General features: G+C 39.3%; 18 protein-coding genes. 12 read left to right on the plus strand and 6 right to left on the minus strand.

The features are described 5' to 3' along the window. Positions 1 to 566: 566 nt before the first annotated feature. The 6 genes from CVT00_RS02240 to mraY all read right to left on the minus strand — a co-directional run bounded on the left by CVT00_RS02240 (position 567) and on the right by mraY (position 8,914). On the minus strand, positions 567 to 1,217 hold the full coding sequence (locus CVT00_RS02240; RefSeq protein ID WP_196376882.1) for a hypothetical protein: 651 nt from the start codon (positions 1,215 to 1,217) through the stop codon (positions 567 to 569). Between the two features lies 1 nt (position 1,218). Then, positions 1,219 to 2,007, minus strand: a complete 789-nt coding sequence (locus CVT00_RS02245) for a hypothetical protein (RefSeq protein ID WP_103558683.1) — start codon at positions 2,005 to 2,007, stop codon at positions 1,219 to 1,221. 478 nt (positions 2,008 to 2,485) lie between these two features. Beyond that, a complete protein-coding gene (locus CVT00_RS10160; protein ID WP_230853784.1) occupies positions 2,486 to 5,953 on the minus strand; it encodes a M23 family metallopeptidase in 3,468 nt (1,155 codons plus the stop codon). A 155-nt stretch (positions 5,954 to 6,108) separates the two neighbouring features. Beyond that, positions 6,109 to 7,326, minus strand: coding sequence for a UDP-N-acetylmuramoyl-L-alanine--D-glutamate ligase (gene murD, locus CVT00_RS02255; protein WP_107915743.1), 1,218 nt, complete (start codon positions 7,324 to 7,326; stop codon positions 6,109 to 6,111). A 4-nt stretch (positions 7,327 to 7,330) separates the two neighbouring features. Then, positions 7,331 to 7,846, minus strand: a complete 516-nt coding sequence (locus CVT00_RS02260) for a hypothetical protein (protein ID WP_107915741.1) — start codon at positions 7,844 to 7,846, stop codon at positions 7,331 to 7,333. A gap of 3 nt (positions 7,847 to 7,849) precedes the next feature. Then, complete coding sequence (gene mraY / locus CVT00_RS02265) at positions 7,850 to 8,914, minus strand: phospho-N-acetylmuramoyl-pentapeptide-transferase (protein ID WP_021086091.1); 1,065 nt, start codon at positions 8,912 to 8,914, stop codon at positions 7,850 to 7,852. 79 nt (positions 8,915 to 8,993) lie between these two features. Here mraY and gpmI point away from each other — a divergent pair, with 79 nt between their 5' ends. The 12 genes from gpmI to iadA all read left to right on the plus strand — a co-directional run bounded on the left by gpmI (position 8,994) and on the right by iadA (position 18,938). Further along, positions 8,994 to 10,457, plus strand: coding sequence for a 2,3-bisphosphoglycerate-independent phosphoglycerate mutase (gene gpmI / locus CVT00_RS02270; protein ID WP_107915739.1), 1,464 nt, complete (start codon positions 8,994 to 8,996; stop codon positions 10,455 to 10,457). Between the two features lie 36 nt (positions 10,458 to 10,493). Next, entirely contained in the window at positions 10,494 to 11,237 is a 744-nt protein-coding gene (gene fabG / locus CVT00_RS02275; protein ID WP_021083753.1) for a 3-oxoacyl-ACP reductase FabG, read from the plus strand. An 86-nt stretch (positions 11,238 to 11,323) separates the two neighbouring features. Continuing rightward, complete coding sequence (gene acpP / locus CVT00_RS02280) at positions 11,324 to 11,557, plus strand: acyl carrier protein (protein WP_002941395.1); 234 nt, start codon at positions 11,324 to 11,326, stop codon at positions 11,555 to 11,557. A 34-nt stretch (positions 11,558 to 11,591) separates the two neighbouring features. Next, the gene (locus CVT00_RS02285) at positions 11,592 to 12,803 is read left to right on the plus strand and encodes a beta-ketoacyl-ACP synthase II (RefSeq protein ID WP_107915737.1); all 1,212 of its coding nucleotides are present in this window, start codon (positions 11,592 to 11,594) and stop codon (positions 12,801 to 12,803) included. Position 12,804: 1 nt separating this feature from the next. Further along, the gene (gene accA / locus CVT00_RS02290; RefSeq protein WP_103557988.1) at positions 12,805 to 13,740 is read left to right on the plus strand and encodes an acetyl-CoA carboxylase carboxyl transferase subunit alpha; all 936 of its coding nucleotides are present in this window, start codon (positions 12,805 to 12,807) and stop codon (positions 13,738 to 13,740) included. A gap of 202 nt (positions 13,741 to 13,942) precedes the next feature. After that, positions 13,943 to 14,797 (plus strand): CbrC family protein, encoded by an 855-nt coding sequence (locus CVT00_RS02295; RefSeq protein ID WP_107915735.1) that lies wholly within the window; start codon positions 13,943 to 13,945, stop codon positions 14,795 to 14,797. Between the two features lie 12 nt (positions 14,798 to 14,809). Then, positions 14,810 to 15,652 (plus strand): YwqG family protein, encoded by an 843-nt coding sequence (locus CVT00_RS02300; protein WP_107915733.1) that lies wholly within the window; start codon positions 14,810 to 14,812, stop codon positions 15,650 to 15,652. A 62-nt stretch (positions 15,653 to 15,714) separates the two neighbouring features. Next, complete coding sequence (locus CVT00_RS10165) at positions 15,715 to 16,080, plus strand: hypothetical protein (protein WP_230853785.1); 366 nt, start codon at positions 15,715 to 15,717, stop codon at positions 16,078 to 16,080. 167 nt (positions 16,081 to 16,247) lie between these two features. After that, the gene (locus CVT00_RS02310) at positions 16,248 to 16,862 is read left to right on the plus strand and encodes a riboflavin synthase (protein ID WP_107915731.1); all 615 of its coding nucleotides are present in this window, start codon (positions 16,248 to 16,250) and stop codon (positions 16,860 to 16,862) included. A 10-nt stretch (positions 16,863 to 16,872) separates the two neighbouring features. Further along, on the plus strand, positions 16,873 to 17,589 hold the full coding sequence (locus tag CVT00_RS02315) for a polyphenol oxidase family protein (protein ID WP_107915729.1): 717 nt from the start codon (positions 16,873 to 16,875) through the stop codon (positions 17,587 to 17,589). Continuing rightward, a complete protein-coding gene (locus CVT00_RS02320; RefSeq protein ID WP_107915727.1) occupies positions 17,582 to 17,788 on the plus strand; it encodes an acetyltransferase in 207 nt (68 codons plus the stop codon). Before CVT00_RS02315 ends, CVT00_RS02320 begins: the two co-directional genes overlap by 8 nt. Positions 17,789 to 17,798: 10 nt before the next feature. Continuing rightward, positions 17,799 to 18,938, plus strand: coding sequence for a beta-aspartyl-peptidase (gene iadA, locus CVT00_RS02325; protein ID WP_107915725.1), 1,140 nt, complete (start codon positions 17,799 to 17,801; stop codon positions 18,936 to 18,938). Positions 18,939 to 19,051: the final 113 nt, after the last annotated feature.

Here is a 19,051-nt window from a genome sequence, read left to right on the forward strand (position 1 = left end):
TTGACCTGTTTGGTTTGTATTGCTTTGGTTTTGATAGTTTGTGGAATTTGCTTCATCTATGTAAATTTGATATCTCTTATTTGTACTATCTTCACTCTTTAGCCCTTTAGTAAGTTTGTCATCTTCATAGATATTTATATCTTGCTTAGATATATCTTTATCTATATATAAGTAGCCACTTTTTATTTACTAAGGCATCATCATGATTTAGACTAGCTTTTTAAAAACTCTTCTCTTTTTATAGCATGCTCAAATTCATATATGATTAGCTTATCATCTTTAAATTAATATATAGAGGTATCTTTATATCTATCCTTATATGGTTTTTTTACCATATACGCTTTTGTATTTACTTTATCCTTCTCCCCTTCAAGATATGCAAAAAAATACTATAGTATGACCACCTTGCTTTAGCTTATCTAGATCATCTATAAGATCTGAAATTTTTAAATCTTATCTCTTTACCCTTTTTATCTTTTAGCTCTACCACCTCTCTAGGTTTTTTTCTTTAGATACTTCGTTATACTCTATGCTCTTTATCACCATATATCCCCAAAAGTACCTCTTTATATCTCTTTTGTCTCCTTTTTTTCTTGTTTATATATAGCCTTTAGGCTTATCTCTTCATTTGTCTTAAATGGATACTCATTATCAGAGACTACATTTACTATATGATCTGTTATATCTCTTAAAGATACCTTGTTTGTATGGTTATAGCTACCACCACTTTTATCTTTATATCCTATAGATATGATAGCTGTACCAGTATAGGCATGTATGCTTTTAGTATCATAAATTTTACTTAGATCAGATGAATAGACTATAAGCTTAGTATCTTTCTTATCATTTCTATCTATAGGGATATTAAATGTAGCCCTATATGAGTTTTTCATATCTGAGTCTTTATTTTTAACTAAAGATGTACTCTCATATATACTCTTATCACCGCAGTGGTGAAGATATACCTTATCTATATCACTAGCTTCACCTTTTTCGTTTTCAATGATGAGATTATCTAGTGTTAGAGCTAGGCTTGAGCTAGATGTTGATGTAGGTTCTGCATTATTACCAAGAGCTAGACGAAGCTTCATATCAAACATAGCTGAGTCTTTATCATCTCTAAGGGTAAAGTTATTCTCCTTAGCGAAATTTAGAAGGTTGAAATTTAGATATTCGTCTTTAGATGAGGGGAGGGGGAAGTTATGAAGAGTAGGCACACTACTCCTCTTTTCTATTCTCTGGCAAAACTAAGTGACCATTTTTATCTATTAGGGAGTATTGGACTAAGACTATATAAATTAGATCATGGATTTTATAATTACCATAATTGCCGGTATAGTCATCATACTTTCTTAAAAACTCAGCATAAGGCTTATCATCTGTATTTTTAATACCATTTAGCTCTACTTCTGAGTAAAGTATAGGCACATACTTTAAAGTATCTTCAAAGACCTCTTTAAATTTCTCATAGTCTTCGCCGTAAATTCTCTTAAATAGCTCTTTGTCGTTTTTATAAAGAAGTAAAGCTAGTTTAGCAGTATAGCTTCTATAGTGTGATTTTATGCAGTGAATAGTATTTGACATAACATCAGTATCGTTGCAATTTACCTCAAATTTTTTATAACTACGTGCTATGCACTTTTTCTTACTGTTTTTTATTCTATCCCTATTTATCTTTTCGGCTTGAACCTTTAAATTTGGTTTTTCTTTTACGATTAGATTATAAAGATCAGCAAAGTAGTTATCTCTAAAAGAGTTATAGTCTGACTGGCATATTAAATCTTCTAAAGAATACTTTTTAAATTTATACTTGCCACTATCGTCATAGCATTTAAAGCTAGGATCAATAAAGTCACTGCCATAGTCTGCGTCACACCATACCAAGGTATCAACCTGTTTATAATCATCACTAGCTTTTTTGGTAGCTATACTAGGGTTCATAGGCTCAAAAGCACTTAAATTTAAGCTTATTAGAAAGCTTAATAATAATATAGTTTTAAATTTCATATCTTAGTCCTTTATAAATTTATTAATCAGGTAAATATCTTGATGTAAATTTATAGACATCTACATTGCTATTTTTTTCCTCAAATAGCCATAACTCACAGCTATTTTCAGGGCTTGTATCAAATAGTTGAACCAAAAGAGTATTTTTTTATTTATCCATTTAAAATCAAAGTCATAAGAATAGTTATTTGCATCGTGGGTTATATATCTTGTGTTTTTCATACGCTCTATATCTTTTAACTCTGGCTTAGGCGGATAGCATTAAAACATAATCTTTCCATACATCTAATATGGTGTTTTCGTAATAAGTAAACTTAGTTTCAATCCAAAATTTTTCTTCACAAGCTTTTTACAATCTTTATTTAAAAAAACTTTTTAGGTACTGCCTTTTTCTCCCAACTATTATCATAGTCATCTGTCGCAAATGAAAAATTTACAGCTACAAGTAAAGCTAAGACTATTTTTAAAAATGTATTTTTCATAGTATCTCTCCAAACGTGTTTTTATATCCCTCTTTTAGTATCTCTATAGGATCTGCTAAGTCTTTACGCCTTTTAAATTTATTATTTGGATCATTTGTGACGGTAAAGGCATCTTTTGTGTTGGCTCCATTTGTAAAGTACTCAAAGTGAAGCATAGTTACTATCTCGTTTTTAATTATTCCTGGATGCTTTCCATTATTGATCATAAATCCTGCATATCCTATAACCTGACCTTTTCTCACCTTGTCACCTACTTTTACTTTTACTCTTGAAGGATCGACCTCTCCATATCTAATTATGAAGCTACCAAATTCTACTGTGTCGTATTGTATCGTTATATGATTGGTTTTATAGTAAAAAGGACCAGCTTTTATTACTTCGCCATCAGCTATAGATACTATCTCTACATTTGATGTAAAAGCTAATTCATTTGCATTTGTTCTAGCTATCCTGTCTGCATATAGATCTCTTGCAGCATGCTTTCTGCCACCAGGTCTATCCCAATTAAATATAGCCTGACTCTCTCCTGTATCGCCTATCATAAGTGTCCAGTCAAATTCCATACCTTTATCATTTAAAGGCTTGATTTTTAGTGGAAAGACTATCTCATTTCCTATCTCTATCTTGACTAAGGCTTCCCTATCCCCATCCACCCACATACCTTTATCTACTCTAGTTATGCTCTTTGATTCATTAAAAGAGTTTATAAAGCTATCCATATTATCTTTGCTTAGTAGGTTGATACCATACTTGGTATCTTTATTTATCTTTGTTTGACCTGTTTGGTTTGTATTGCTTTGGTTTTGATAGTTTGTGGAATTTGCTTCATCTATGTAAATTTGATATCTCTTATTTGTACTATCTTCACTCTTTAGCCCTTTAGTAAGTTTGTCATCTTCATAGATATTTATATCTTGCTTAGATATATCTTTATCTATATATAAGTAGCCACTTTTATTTACTAAGGCATCATCATGATTTAGACTAGCTTTAAAACTCTTCTCTTTTATAGCATGCTCAAATTCATATATGATTAGCTTATCATCTTTAAATTTAATATATAGAGGTATCTTTATATCTATCCTTATATGGTTTTTACCATATACGCTTTTGTATTTAAATTTATCCTTCTCCCCTTCAAGATATGCAAAAAATACTATAGTATGACCACCTTGCTTTAGCTTATCTAGATCATCTTTTTTTATAAGATCTGAAATTTTAAATCTTATCTCTTTACCCTTTTTATCTTTTAGCTCTACCACCTCTCTAGGTTTTTCTTTAGATACTTCGTTATACTCTATGCTCTTTATCACCATATATCCCCAAAGTACCTCTTTATATCTCTTGTCTCCTTTTTCTTGTTTATATATAGCCTTTAGGCTTATCTCTTCATTTGTCTTAAATGGATACTCATTATCAGAGACTACATTTACTATATGATCTGTTATATCTCTTAAAGATACCTTGTTTGTATGGTTATAGCTACCACCACTTTTATCTTTATATCCTATAGATATGATAGCTGTACCAGTATAGGCATGTATGCTTTTAGTATCATAAATTTTACTTAGATCAGATGAATAGACTATAAGCTTAGTATCTTTCTTATCATTTCTATCTATAGGGATATTAAATGTAGCCCTATATGAGTTTTTCATATCTGAGTCTTTATTTTTAACTAAAGATGTACTCTCATATATACTCTTATCACCGCAGTGGTGAAGATATACCTTATCTATATCACTAGCTTCACCTTTTTCGTTTTCAATGATGAGATTATCTAGTGTTAGAGCTAGGCTTGAGCTAGATGTTGATGTAGGTTCTGCATTATTACCAAGAGCTAGACGAAGCTTCATGTCAAACATAGCTGAGTCTTTATCATCTCTAAGGGTAAAGTTATTCTCCTTAGCGAAATTTAGAAGGTTGAAATTTAGATATTCATCTTTAGATGAGGGGAGCTTAAAGTGGCTCATCTTTACCACGCCATCTTCTAGCTTGTACTCTATCTCATCGCTACTTTGCCTCACGCTAGTAAAGCAAGCACCCTTTGTCTTGTTTTTATCATCTTTGCCATCATCGTTTTCTTTATAAAGTATCACGCTATCTGACTTTGTCTTTGCGTTTTTAAATTTGATATCTCTATCAGACGAAACGCCTTTGTTCTCTTTCTCATAAGAGTCAAATTTAAAGTCAGTCAGTATTAGTTCGCATAAATTTAGCTTGCCATAGTTTGGTCTGCTAGGATTTAGCTCTTTTGGGTTTAGCTCGCTGCAGTCAAATTCTGTTTGGCTGGCTAGCACGATGGTAAAGTTGCTCTTTTTAGGCTGAAATATCCTAATAGGAGTAGCCGTCTTTATAGGGCAGAGTATGAGCATATCTTCTTGTTTATAAAGCTCTTCTTCTCTTCTTTTTAGGAGTTTGTTTATCCTTGAAGCGTTAGATGTAGAAGAGGATGTTAAATTTACGCAGTAGATATTTTCGGTGCTAAATTTCTTTGATGTTTCAGAGCTCAAAAGAGAATTTAGCTTTTCAGCAAATGGCTTAAATAGCCCATCACACTTTGAAGCGGTGCCGTTTGATCTCTCTTCATCTTTTTGAATAAATTCTAAGTGAGTGACGTCTTCTTTGTGCTCTTTGCCGTTTTTGTGTTTTGTTACATACATAGCTTTAGAGATATTTAGGTGGGTAAAGAGGTCTATACACTCGCCAAAGCTGACACGCTCCATGCTAGCCGCGCTAGATGAGTCGCTAAGTGCCTTGTTGTTTTCGTATGACTCGTAAAGGCCAAACTGAGCTGATATCTTTTGTCTTAAAAGTTTAAGGTTGTGTGGATTATCACCGCTAAAGCTCTCAAAAGCTAGCCAAAACCACGCTTTAAAGCGACTTTTGCTCTTGATGTATTTTGCTAAAGCTGGGTCGATATTTTTCTTACTGCTTATGTGAAGCAGGGCTAGAAGTGCGACATGCTCTTTTGAGACATTAGATGTCCCAGATGAAGTGAGCTTGACCTCTTCTAAATTTGCAAGCGATGAGCCTCTTAGTTTCTCTTTTATATCAGCCGCTAGTGGCTTTAGCTTTGACTCTAATATGGCATTTAACTGCTCATCTTGGCTAAATTTAAACTCAGGCAACTCTGCGCCTGCACCACCAGACGCCTTTGTATAAGCAGCCCTTGCAGCGTCATTTATATCGTTAAAAAGTTTTTCTGCATCTATCTTTGAAACTACGGTTTTTGTTGTAGTGTTTGTTATAGTTTTTCTAGCAGCCTCGATCACTTTTGGTTTGTTGGTACCATAAATTTGAGTGCATATCGCGTCTAGGTCGTCTTTTAAGCTAAAGCTATATCCCATAAGTAGCTTGTCACCAGAGACAAATGGCTTGCTGATGTCGGCGCTATATGATAGTTTGATGATATCTATTAAGTTTTCTTTAAAATTTGCATCATTTCTAGGGGTTATAGACATAAAACTTCCTTGATTATTGTTTTGATATATTAGCACAAACTTAAAAAGTTTTCAATAAAAAACTATTTTTATGAAATTTTTGTCTTTTTAAGAAATTTGATAGTTAAATTTATATTAGAACAGCGAACAACTAAAAGCTATGACACAAAAAATTATCAAAGAGCCTTTATAAACTCTTTAAATTTATCTCCTCGCTCAGCGTAGCTCTTAAACTGATCAAGGCTCGCAGCTGCTGGGCTTAGAAGCGCTATCTCTCCTTTTTTTAGCTCTTTGCTTATCTCATTTACAGCGTTTTGTAAAAAGTCGCATTTTAGGGCAGGCACGTTAAATTTATCGGCTAAATTCATAAGTTTGTCGCTGTTTGAGCCGATGGCGTAAATTTTGACCTTAAGCCCACTTAAGTTTTCAAATAGCTCGTCCATGCTAACGCCCTTGTCGTCGCCGCCTAAGATCAGGTGCATGAAGTGATCTTTGTAGCGTTTTACGGCTTGAATGCTGGCGTCTATGTTGGTCGCTTTTGTGTCATTGACCCAAGTTCGCCCCATCTTGTCGGTGAGCTCTTCAAGCTTGTTTGCCTCGATGACAAATGTGTTTAAAAGCCCTACATCACAGCGGTCAAATAAAATTTTCTCAACCGCAAGTGCCAGCAGTGCGTCAAGTAAAAATGGCGTTTTAAAGGCTATATCGCCCAAATTTACGCCGCAAAAACGAGCAAGATCGCTCTCATCTTTATAGGCGATCACTTTGGCCTTTGTAGGCGTGCTAGCGTAAATTTCAGGCACTATCGCTACGCTAGTTTCGCTCATGCTAACAAGCGGCTTTAGCTTGGCTTTTTCATACTCGCTCATGTTACCATGCCAGCTTAGATGATCTGGCGTGATCGGCAAAAGTACGTAAATTCCTGGTACGGCGCGCTTTGTGTAGTGAAGCGTAAATGAGCTAGTCTCAAGTATCCAAATTTTAGCGTGCGGGTCTAAATTTGCTAGCGCGATGCCGACATTTCCGCCCATCACTGAGCCCTTGCTCTCTAGCAGGTGCTGCATCATCTTTGTGGTCGTCGTCTTGCCGTTTGTGCCGCTTATCCAGACGTTAAATGGCAAATGCGCCTTGTAAATTTCATAAAAATAGTCATATTCGCTAACTAAATTTTTAGCTTTTTTGATAAGCTCGTGGTGAGGCGGGATGCCCGGGCTTGGTATCTCTAGGCTGCTTTTTGCTGGGTCAAATTCGCTAACTGGCAAAAGTGCGTTACCAAACTCATCTTTTGAAATTTCGCTAAATTTATCATCATAGATATCCCAAAGTCCGTCGTTTACGAAGTTTTTAGCGATAGCTTTTGTCGTGCCACCATAGCCAAATAGTGATTTTCTCATGCTTTTATCCTCTTTTGCCCCATAAAATTTCTACTATCTCATTTGCACTTAGCTCACGCATCACGCCCTCTATCTCGCGGCGTTCAAAGAGCTCAAATCTAAACGTATCAGCAAAATTTAGCTTCAAAAACTCCGCAAAATATGCGCCTTTGCAAGCAAATTTTACTCTTACATAAAATGCCTCTAAAAAATCATCATCAAATTCAGGCACAGGCGCTAACATACGCTCTACGATCTGCCTAAGCTCGTCTTTTGTTATGTCAGGCACCACTTTTGGCTCTGGCAGGGCGATGTCAAAGGCGAGATTTTCAGCGCCCTCAGCCTCCCACCACTCGTGCAGGCTAAATTTACTCATATCCTTGCCGCTTATCTTGGCTAGACGCTGCTCTACCTTGTGGTACTCTTCGCTGTCCTCATCGCCAAATTCGTCGCAATAGTCGGTGTAGGCTAAAATTTGCTCCAAAATTTCATCATATTTTTTTCTAGCACTCTCAAAGTCAGGCTCTATCTGCGCTCGCATGATCTACCTGATCTTTAGCGCTGTTAGTGCGATCAAATTTGCTAAAAGCGCGATGATCCAAAAGCGCACGATGATCTTATTTTCCGCCCAGCCTTTTATCTCAAAATGGTGATGTATAGGCGCCATGAGGAAAATTCTGCGTTTAAAAATTTTAAAGCTACCAACTTGCAAGATGACGCTTAACGTCTCAACGACAAAGATGAGGCCGATGATAATGAGCAAAATTTCGTTTTTGGTCGCAACGCCCATAAAACCGATATATGCGCCGACGCTCAGGCTACCGCTATCGCCCATAAAGACTTCAGCCGGATGGCAGTTAAACCACAAAAAGCCCATAAGTGAGCCAATGAGCGCAGAGGCTACGACGACGCTCTCGCCAACGCCTGCGATCTTTGGCAAAAGCAGGTACGAGCTAAAGACGGCGTGACCGCAGATGTAGGCAAAAACGCCAAGAGTTAGAAGCGAAAATATCGATGGCACCGCGGCAAGTCCGTCAAGTCCGTCTGTTAAATTTACCGCATTTGAGGCTGCGACGATGACTAGCGTCCAAAAGAAAATGGCAAAAATTTTCATATCAAAGATCGGCTGCTTGTAAAATGGCAGGTAAAACTCGGTGTTTAGCTCTTTGCTGATGTATAAAAAGGCTGCGAGTAAAAAGGCGATGAGAAACTGAAAAAAGAGCTTTGCCTTTGGGCTTAGGCCGGCGTGGTTTTTAGCACCTAAAATTTTGCTGTAGTCATCCTTATAACCAAGCAAAGTAAAGCAAACTAGGCAAAAGAGCGAGGCTAGCACGAAAGCGTTATCAAGCCTAGCGCAGATGATCGTGGCGATTACGGCTGTAAAGACAAAGACAAGTCCGCCCATGGTCGGCGTTTTTGCCTTTTTTTGGTGAGTTTGTGGCGCGAGCTCGTAGATAGGCTGGGCGGCGTTTTTTGCCTTTGCCCAGGCGATAAATTTAGGCATCAGATAAGCTGTCAAGATAAATGCTATGAAAAACGCGATGCCAGCGCGAACGGTGATATACTGAAAGATATTAAAATTTAAAATTTCGTAGATATAGTAAAACATAGGGGCCTTTATTTTAAAAAAAAGCAATTTTAGTATAATGGCCTTAAAAATTATCTAAATTTAAGGATAAAATTTAAAAATGGCTCAAAAAACTATACTTATAATAACTGATGGCATAGGATCAAACAAAAATGGCAAATTTAATGCATTTGAGGCGGCCAAAAAGCCAAACTACGATAAATTTTTTAAAGAAATCCCAAACTCGCTCATAAAAACTTCTGGAAACGCTGTGGGGCTACCCAAAGGGCAGATGGGAAACAGCGAAGTAGGGCACATGTGCATAGGAAGCGGTCGAGTTTTGTATCAAAATTTGGTCAAAATTTCACGCGGCTTTAATGATGGCTCAATAGCAGAAAATGAAGCGCTAAAAGCCCTTTTTAAAAAGTGCAAAAAGATCCACGTCATAGGGCTTTATAGCGACGGCGGCGTGCACTCTCACATGGAGCATTTTGATGGCATGTGCGAGCTTGCTAGCAAAAGTGGCTGCGAAGTTTTTGCCCACGCTATCACCGACGGACGCGACGTTAGCCCAAATAGCGGCGTAAATTTCATAAAAAGCTTGGAGGCTAAATTTAAGGTAGCAACCGTTTGCGGGAGATTTTACGCGATGGATAGAGATAAACGCTGGGAGCGCATAAAAGAGGCCTATGATAGCTTAGTAGGGGGAGCAAATTTAAGCAGCTTAACGCCAAGCGAGTATCTGCAAAAAAGCTACGACGAGGGCGTGACTGACGAGTTTGTAAAGCCAGCAAGCTTTAATGGCTTTAGTGGCATAGGCAAAGATGACGGCGTGATCTTTATAAATTTTAGAAATGATAGAGCAAGAGAGATTTGCCAGGCTTTGGGCGAGGAGAAATTTAGCGAGTTTGAGCGACCTTTTGCTATCAAAAATTTAATCACCATGACCGAATACGACGCAAATTTTAAATTTGAAGTGCTTTTTAAAAATGAAAAGATAAAAAACACTCTAAGCGAGGTCATAGCAGAGGCTGGACTAAGGCAACTTCACACGGCTGAGACTGAAAAATACGCCCACGTAACATTTTTCTTTAATGGTGGCGTCGAGGAACTAGCCAGCAACGAAACAAGGGTGCTCATCCCTAGTCCAAAGGTCAAAACCTACGACGAAAAGCCAGAAATGAGCGCTGCTGAGGTTTGCAAGGCTGTGCTAAAGGGCATGGAGGATGAGCAAGACTTTATCGTAGTAAATTTCGCAAATGGCGATATGGTTGGACACACTGGCAATTACGAGGCTGCTATAAAGGCGGTTGAAGCAGTGGATATGGCTCTTGGAGAAATTTATGCTAAAGCAAAAGAGAAAAACTACGCGATGATCATCACGAGCGATCACGGAAACTGCGAAGAGATGCGTGATAGCAGCGGTGAGCTACTGACAAATCACACAACTTATGACGTCTTTTGCTTTGTGATGGCTGATGGGGTTAAAGAGCTAAAAAATGGCGGCCTAAACAACATTGCGCCTAGTGTTTTAAAGCTCATGGGGCTTGAAATTCCAGCTGAAATGGACGAGGCGTTATTTTAAATTTGATAATATAAGCAAAATTTATAAGGAGAATTTATGAAATTTAGTGGAAAAAACGTGCTAATAACAGGTGCAAGCAGAGGCATCGGCGCACAAATCGCAAAGACGCTTGCAAATATGGGCTTAAAAGTGTGGATAAACTACCGCTCAAAGCCTGAAATAGCAGACGCTTTGCAAGCTGAAATCGAGCAAAATGGCGGCAAGGCTGCAGTGATAAAATTTGACGCGACAGACGAAGATGAGTTTATAAAAGGTATAAATTTGATAGTTGATAGCGACGGCGAGCTAAGCTACCTCGTAAATAACGCTGGCATAACAAACGACAAGCTAGCACTTCGCATGAAAACTAGCGAATTTACAGATGTGATAAATGCAAATTTAACTTCAGCTTTCATAGGATGTAGAGAGGCTTTAAAAGTGATGAGCAAAAAGCGCTTCGGAGCAGTCGTAAACGTCGCATCTATTGTTGGTGAGATGGGAAATGCTGGACAGGTGAATTATTCAGCCAGCAAGGGCGGACTAATCGCCATGAGTAAGAGCTTTGCAAAAGAGGGTGCGAGCAGAAATATCCGCTTTAACAGCGTAACTCCGGGCTTTATAGAGACTGATATGACGCATGGACTAAGTGATGAGGTGAAAAAAACTTATAGCGACAATATCCCACTAAAACGCTTTGGCAGTGCTAGCGAAGTAGCTGAGGCGGTTGCATTTTTACTAAGTGATCACGCTAGCTACGTGACTGGCGAGACGCTAAAAATAAACGGCGGACTTTATATGTAATGAAATTTCAACAAGTTTTGAAATTTAAAATAAATAAAAGCGTAAATATTATAAGATAACAGACATTTTTTATAAGGAGACCTTAAATGGCAGTATTTGAAGACGTAAGAGACGTAGTTGTAGAGCAACTAAGCGTAGATCCACAAGCGGTAAAACTAGAGTCTAAAATCATCGAAGATTTAGGCGCTGATTCACTTGACGTTGTAGAGCTAGTTATGGCTTTAGAAGAGAAATTTGAAGTAGAAATTCCTGATAGCGAAGCAGAGAAATTAGTAAGCATTCAAGACGTTGTAAATTATATAGAAAAACTAGGCAAATAATTTAAATTTGCATAGTTTGATTTAAGGAGATGTATTGAAACGAGTCGTTGTAACTGGTATTGGCATGATAAACGCACTTGGTCTTGATAAAGAGAGCTCTTTTAAGGCTATTTGCGAGGGTAAAACAGGTGTGAAAGAGATCACGAGCTTTGATGTAAGCGAATTCCCTGTTAAAATTGCTGCCGAGATAACTGATTTTGATCCAAATAGCATTTTAGACGGCAAAGAGGTGAAAAAAGTAGATCGTTTCATACAGCTTGGCATAAAAGCATCTAACGAAGCTATGGCTGATGCGAATTTTAAGGAGTTTGATGCTCATAAATTTGGCGTTAGCTCAGCAGCTGGTATAGGTGGTTTGCCAAATATTGAGAAAAACTCAATCACATATTTTGAAAAAGGCGTAAAGAGAATTTCGCCATTTTTCATCCCATCGGCACTTGTAAATATGCTAGGTGGCATAGTTTCAATAAACCACGGACTAAAAGGTCCAAATTTATCAAGCGTAACAGCTTGTGCAGCAAGCACTCATGCGATATCACAAGCTGCAAAATGCATAATGATCGGTCAAGCAACAAATATGCTAGTTATCGGTGCTGAATCAACTATCTGTGGCGTTGGTATAGGCGGTTTTGCAGCGATGAAAGCACTCTCAACAAGAAATGAAGAGCCAAGTAAGGCATCAAGGCCATTTGATGCAAACCGCGATGGCTTTGTAATGGGCGAGGGCGCTGGCGCACTTGTGCTTGAAGAGTACGAGTCGGCTGTTGCAAGAGGTGCTAAAATTTACGCTGAAGTAGTTGGATTTGGTGAGAGCGGAGATGCACACCACATCACATCACCAACACTTGAAGGTCCATTAAGCGCGATGAAACAAGCACTTGATATGGCAAAAGGCGTAAAGATAGACTATGTCAATGCACATGGTACTTCAACGCCAGTAAATGATAAAAATGAGACAGCTGCGTTAAAGGCTGTTTTTGGCGATAAGTGCCCACCAGTTAGTTCAACTAAAGGTCAGACTGGACACTGTTTAGGCGGTGCTGGTGCGATCGAAGCTGTCATATCTATAATGGCAATGAGAGATGGCATCATCCCTCCAACGATAAACTACGAAACGCCAGATACAGAGTGCGATCTAGACTACGTTCCAAATAAAGCCAGAAAAGCTGATATAAAAGCTGTTATGAGCAACTCGTTTGGCTTTGGTGGAACAAACGGCGTCGTGATATTTAAAAAGTTGGATTAAGATGTCAAATTATTTAGATTTTGAAAAGAGCATAAAGCAAATTGATGAAGATATAGCAAATGCTAAGATCAGAGGCGATGAACATGCTGTTGAAATTTTAAATAAGAACCTATCTAAAGAGATATCAAAAGTATATAAAAATTTAAACGAATATCAACGTTTGCAACTTGCTCGTCATCCAGACAGACCATACGCTATTGACTATATAAATTCATTTTTAGTTGATGGCTATGAAATCCATGGCGACAGGGCATTTCGCGATGACCCAGCAATAGTCTGCTACATCGGCTATATCGGAGGCAAAAAGACTGTCGTTATAGGCGAGCAAAAAGGTCGTGGCACTAAAAATAAACTAAAAAGAAATTTTGGCATGCCTCATCCGGAGGGTTACCGAAAGGCTTTACGCGTAGCAAAATTGGCTGAAAAATTTAACCTACCTATCTTATTTTTGATAGACACTCCAGGTGCATATCCTGGTGTTGGCGCTGAAGAGCGAGGTCAAAGCGAGGCCATAGCTAGAAATTTATTTGAATTTGCAAATTTAAAAACTCCAATAATAGCTGTCGTTATCGGCGAAGGCGGAAGTGGCGGTGCTTTAGCAATAGGCGTGGCTGATAGACTTGCCATGATGAAAAACTCTGTCTTTTCAGTCATTTCGCCAGAAGGTTGTGCAGCGATACTTTGGAACGACCCAGCTAAACAAGAGCAAGCTACAAAATCTATGAAGATAACGGCTGATGACTTAAAAAATTTATCGCTTATAGATGACGTGATAAACGAGCCGATAAATGGAGCCCATAGAGATAAAGACGGTGCCGCAAAAGCACTTGCAAACTACTTCATCTCAGAGCTAGCCGAGCTTGAGAAGCTTGATATAAACGAGCTTGTCACAAAAAGAATAGATAAAATTCTCTCTATCGGAGCTTATGAAGAGTAAAATTTATAGTCACAAGTGAGTTGAAATTTAAGTAAATTTACTTGTGGCTCTCCTTGACGCTAAATTTAATGTAACTTTTTTAAATTTTAAAAATTAAACAATTTTATATTTTTATCCCACTCTTTTAAATTTTATTAACTCATCTATGCGACTTTTAAGTCTTTAAAGCTAAAATTCTTAGCAAATTTCATAAAGGCTATTTGTGGATAAATTTCAAGAAAAATATATAAAACTTTCAAAAGATTACTACAAAAATAACGGCAATGCGGCAAGCGTGGAGGCTTTGTATCAGTTCAAAGAAGAGCTTGAGGCAAGCGAGGATATGCAGGCAAAGAGCGTTTTAGTAGATATTTATCAAATTTTGTCTATGCAAAAGAGTGCTTACGAGCTACTTTTAAAGATACACGATAAAAACGATAAAAAGCAGCTAAAAACACTTGGTTACCTTGCGCAGTTTGTGGATGAGGGCGACAAATGGGCGGTGCCAAGGCCAAAGAGTAAAGAGCAAATTTTAGCCCAAAAGGCAAAGGCTGCCACCTTGCCAAAATTTCGCTATCACCCAGAGCCATTAAAAACTGGTGCATTTAAAGATAATATGAGTGTCATTTGCGAGTGCTGTGGCAAAAACACAGAAATTTATTACAACAATGGCATCTACAGCGAGCAAGATGTCACCTATCTTTGCCCAGCCTGCATTGCAAATGGTGAAGCTGCTAAGAAATTTGACGCTACCTTTGTGCAGGGCGCCGATAATCTTGTCACAGATGACGCCAAAAAAGATGAGGAACTCTTTGAAAGAACACCTGGTTATGAGAGCTGGCAAGGCGAGCACTGGGTGGCGTGTTGTGATGATTATTGCGCATTTTTGGGCGATGTGGGCACGAAGGAGCTTGAGGAGCTCGGCATCGCAGACGAGGTTTTTGCGGACTACGCAAAAAGAGACGAGTATGACGTGAAAATGGCTCGCGAGCTACTCGTAGCGGGCGGCGATTTTGCTGGGTATTTGTTTCGCTGCTTGCACTGCAAAAAGTATCACATCTACATTGATGCTTGCTAGAAAGGGAAAAATATGGATCTAAATGAAATTTCTAAAGGCTGCAAAGAGCGCGGCTTGGATGAGCTTTTTGAGTTTTTAAAGCCAATGGCTAAAAATGCTATAAAGATAGATACGCAGGCTAAAGATGACGGTGATATCGCTGTTGGAGCGTCTAAATTTGGCGGACAGCCAGATCTGCCAGCTAGCGTGCCTTGGCCCTCAAATGAAAACGGCGCGCTTAGCTTTGTGGCGCAGATAAATTTTGCTGAAGTTAGTAAATTTGACACCGACGGACTTTTGCCAAAAAGTGGCATGCTCTATCTTTTTTATGATATAAATTTACGCATTTGGGGCTATGACCCTGCTGATAAAAAGGGCTTTGCCGTGATCTTTAGTGAGGCAGTTCAAGACCAGCTTGCTCGCCAAAACATGGATAGTGGAAATTTCACATTTGGCGCACGCTCTCTTAGCTTTAAAAACGAGTTAAATTTGCCAAGTTTGCAAAGCTCGCTCGTGCCATTTGGTAAATTTAGCGAGGAGGAGTGGGAGGCATATCACGAGATCATCGAGCCAAGCTGGCAGGCCAAAGAAAACAAGCTCCTTGGTCACTCTGACAACATTCAAGACGGCATGGAGCTAGAGTGCGAGCTCGTGGCAAATGGCCTTGACTGCGGCGATGGTAGCGCTTATCACCACCAAAATATCGCTGAGTTTGAGAAAAATGCCGCCCAGTGGCAGCTGCTTTTGCAGATAGATAGCGACTGGGAAAGCGACATGGACTGGGACGGAGAGGGCAGAATTTATCTGTGGATAAAGAGGGATGACCTGGCGGTGCGCAACTTTAGCAAGATGTGGCTAGTTTTGCAAACAAGCTAATTATGAAAATTTATTAAGATCGCTTGTTTTTTGTATCATTGACAATCCTTTTAAAGGGATTTATGCCTAAAATTTCATCACGTAGGCACTTTCTTGCTACGATTGCTTTGCTTGCAGTAAGTGTCATTTTGCCTACTTTTGCTCACACGTCGTCCACAAAAGGTCGAAGCCAAACAAATTTAAAAAAGATGATTAAAAATATCGTTTTAGTTCATGGCACATTTGTTGATGGTTCTTGCTACGCTGAGTTGATCCGCCACTTGCAAGAAGCTGGCATTAACACCGTTGCTGTGCAAAATCCGCTAACTTCTCTTGCATCAGCGTTTTGCAAAGCAGATAAATGCAAAGACAAAAGTGGGCATCTTTTGATGATCTCACAGCCAAAAGGGCTGGCAAACTGGCTCATTGAGATTGCGGATTTGATCTAATTTTATAAAACAAGCCACTTTAAATGAGTAGCTTGAAGCTAAATTTTACTAGCATTTTTGCCCATCAAGGCTTTAAATTTATCTTTTCTTTTTATAAAATACCAAGCTTATCAATGCCCAAATTTAGGCAAATTTTAGTAAAATCTTCAAAAATTTAAAGGCAAAATATGTTTAATGGCTTAATCAGAGAGCTTGCCGAGGTCATTAGCTACTCGCAAAATGTTCTACGGCTAAAGGCTAAATTTCGCCCAAATTTAGGCGACAGCATCGCAGTAAATGGCGCTTGCTTAAGCGTGACCAAACTATATGAGGACGGCTTTAGCGTGGAGCTAAGCGCAGAGAGCAGGGCAAATGTCGCGGTTGAAAATTTAGCTGGCAGGGTGCATATCGAGCCTGCGATGAAGCTAGCAGAGCGAGTAGATGGGCATTTGATGCAAGGGCACATCGACTTTATCGGCGTGATCTCAGCTATCAAAAAGCATGAAAACGGCGTTGATTTTTACATCGACCTGCCAAAGGAGGCGATAGCTCTGATGGCAAACAAGGGCTCGGTGGGCGTTGAGGGCGTGAGCCTTACGATAAATGAAATTTTGCCAAAGGGCATAAGGCTAACCATCATACCGATCACGTTTAGAGATAGTCTTTTTGGCACTTTCAAGGTCGGCAGACGCGTAAATATCGAGAGCGACTTGCTGGCTCGCTACGTGGCTAGGATGCTTGAGGCTAAGCAAAATGGCGGCCTTAGCTGGGACGAGGTCGAGAGAATTTCAAGCCTCTACTAAGCGAGCGAAGATGCGTGAAAATTTAGAGATCGTTTTTGATAAAAATGGCATAGTGGCTGGCTTTACAAATAGATTTGGTGGCGTGAGTGAGGGTAAATTTAGCTCGCTAAATTTGGGCGATCACGTGGGCGATGAGCCAAAAGATGTCATAAAAAATAGAGAAATTTTGGCTAAAAATTTGGGCGTTAGGCAGCTTAAATTTATGAAGCAGATCCACTCGGACAAGGTTTTTGTCCTTGAAAACGAGGAGGATGAGCTGCCAGAGTGCGACGCTGTGATCACAAATTTAAGCGATGTGGGCATCTGCGTTTTGGTGGCGGACTGCTCGCCAGTTGTGATGATAGATGAGAGGCAGGGTGCCATCTGCGTGGCTCATGCGGGCAGAGCCGGCGTGATGCTAAAAATTTGCACAAAAGCCGTTATGCTTATGGGCGAGAAATTTGGCTCAAGAGCGGGCGAGATGAGCGTCTTTGTCGGAGCAAATATAAAAGGCGGCTGCTACGAGGTGGGCGAGCTTGATCTTGGGGAATTTAACGCATATAAGATAGGTAGAAATTTTGATATGAACGCAGCCTTGAGAGATGAATTTAGCGCACTTGGGATTAGAAATTTAAACTTTAGCGAGGTCTGCACGCACTGTGACGAGAGATATTTTTCATACCGAAGAGACGGCGTGTGCGGTAGATTTTGCGGATTTGCAGTGAAATTTAAGGATAAAAATGTATGAGAGCTTTAAAAATCCACTAGCGGCAAAAATAGCTCAAAACGCTAGAAATTTGGGCTTTGAGCAGCTTATGAACGAAGAGTTTGTGCAGATGCTACTTAGCTCAAAAAAGATGGAGCTAAGCGCCGTGGATAGGGAAAATATCGAGCAAATTTTTATAAAACTGATGGAGATAGAAGAAAAAGTACAACTTAGCAAATAAAGGAGAAAATATGCTTTTGCTTAAAAATGCTAATCTATACACGCCAAAATTTCTTGGCAAGCGCGATGTTTTGGTAGGTGGCGGTAAAATTTTAGCTATCGGCGAGGGGCTAAGCTTTAGCGTAGAAGGGCTTGAAATTTACGACCTAAAAGGCAAAATTTTGGCTCCAGGCCTCATTGATCAGCACGTGCATATTACGGGTGGTGGCGGCGAGGCTGGATATCACTCAAGAACGCCTGAGATCACGCTTAGCCAGATCGTAAAATACGGCACAACGACGCTTGTTGGCGTTTTGGGGACTGACGGGGTCACTAGAAGCTTGGAAAATCTCTACTCAAAAGCAAAAGCGCTCGAGTTTGAGGGCATCTCGACCTTCATCCACACTGGCTCATACGCAAGCCCCTGTGTGACATTTACCGGCGACATCGCAAAGGATCTCATACTAATCGACAAAGTGATCGGCGTCAAGATCGCACTGACCGACAACCGCGGCAGCTACGTCTCAAAAGAGGAGCTCATCAAGATCCTAAGCAAGATACGCATAGGCGGCATGGTCTCTAAAAAAGGCGGCGTGCTTCACATGCATATGGGCGGACTGAGCGAGAAATTTGACAACGTCTTTAAGGTGATAAAAGACTACGAATTTCCAGTTCATTACTTCTCGCCGACACACTGCGCTAGGACGAAGGATCTGTTTAACGAGGCTTTGAAATTTCAAAAAATGGGCGGAAATATCGATATTACAAGCGGTGGGAGTAAATTTGCCCCACTTCACGAGGTGGTGGCTTATGGCGTTGAAAATGGGCTAAATTTAGAGCGCCTAACGATGAGCTCAGACGGCAACGGCAGCGTGCCTAAATTTAATGAAAATGGCGAGCTTGTGGGATACGGCTGTGCCTCATGTGCGTCAAATTTAGAGGTATTGCAAGCTTTGGTAAGAAATAAAATTTTAAAGATAGAAGACACTTTGGCTTTGATGAGTAAAAACGTGGCGAAATATCTAAATTTAAGCCAAAAAGGCGAGATAAAAGTGGGCAATGACGCTGATCTTTGCGTCTTTGATGAGGAGCTAAATTTATACGACGTGATCGCAAAAGGCGAGTTTTGTGTCAAGGACGAAAAGGTCGTTAAAAAAGGCTTTTTCGAGTAAATTTAAAGAAATTTGAGCTTTATTTGTAGCTAAAGAAATCTTTAAATTTAGCTTCAATAAAGCCAAGTTTCAATATAATCCAAGCTTTATTTCACACACGACAATCCTAAATT

Source organism: Campylobacter concisus (genome assembly GCF_003048675.2).
GTDB lineage: Bacteria > Campylobacterota > Campylobacteria > Campylobacterales > Campylobacteraceae > Campylobacter_A > Campylobacter_A concisus_F.

Excerpts from the sequence above, each read along its gene's own strand:
- CVT00_RS10165 (WP_230853785.1), top strand. The coding sequence starts at position 15,715 with ATGCCTAAAATTTCATCACGTAGGCACTTTCTTGCTACGATTGCTTTG.
- fabG (WP_021083753.1), top strand. The coding sequence starts at position 10,494 with ATGAAATTTAGTGGAAAAAACGTGCTAATAACAGGTGCAAGCAGAGGC.
- gpmI (WP_107915739.1), top strand. The coding sequence starts at position 8,994 with ATGGCTCAAAAAACTATACTTATAATAACTGATGGCATAGGATCAAAC.
- acpP (WP_002941395.1), top strand. The coding sequence starts at position 11,324 with ATGGCAGTATTTGAAGACGTAAGAGACGTAGTTGTAGAGCAACTAAGC.
- CVT00_RS10160 (WP_230853784.1), bottom strand. The coding sequence starts at position 5,953 with ATGTCTATAACCCCTAGAAATGATGCAAATTTTAAAGAAAACTTAATA.
- mraY (WP_021086091.1), bottom strand. The coding sequence starts at position 8,914 with ATGTTTTACTATATCTACGAAATTTTAAATTTTAATATCTTTCAGTAT.
- CVT00_RS02315 (WP_107915729.1), top strand. The coding sequence starts at position 16,873 with ATGCGTGAAAATTTAGAGATCGTTTTTGATAAAAATGGCATAGTGGCT.
- CVT00_RS02260 (WP_107915741.1), bottom strand. The coding sequence starts at position 7,846 with ATGCGAGCGCAGATAGAGCCTGACTTTGAGAGTGCTAGAAAAAAATAT.
- murD (WP_107915743.1), bottom strand. The coding sequence starts at position 7,326 with ATGAGAAAATCACTATTTGGCTATGGTGGCACGACAAAAGCTATCGCT.
- CVT00_RS02245 (WP_103558683.1), bottom strand. The coding sequence starts at position 2,007 with ATGAAATTTAAAACTATATTATTATTAAGCTTTCTAATAAGCTTAAAT.
- CVT00_RS02320 (WP_107915727.1), top strand. The coding sequence starts at position 17,582 with ATGTATGAGAGCTTTAAAAATCCACTAGCGGCAAAAATAGCTCAAAAC.
- accA (WP_103557988.1), top strand. The coding sequence starts at position 12,805 with ATGTCAAATTATTTAGATTTTGAAAAGAGCATAAAGCAAATTGATGAA.
- iadA (WP_107915725.1), top strand. The coding sequence starts at position 17,799 with ATGCTTTTGCTTAAAAATGCTAATCTATACACGCCAAAATTTCTTGGC.
- CVT00_RS02300 (WP_107915733.1), top strand. The coding sequence starts at position 14,810 with ATGGATCTAAATGAAATTTCTAAAGGCTGCAAAGAGCGCGGCTTGGAT.
- CVT00_RS02310 (WP_107915731.1), top strand. The coding sequence starts at position 16,248 with ATGTTTAATGGCTTAATCAGAGAGCTTGCCGAGGTCATTAGCTACTCG.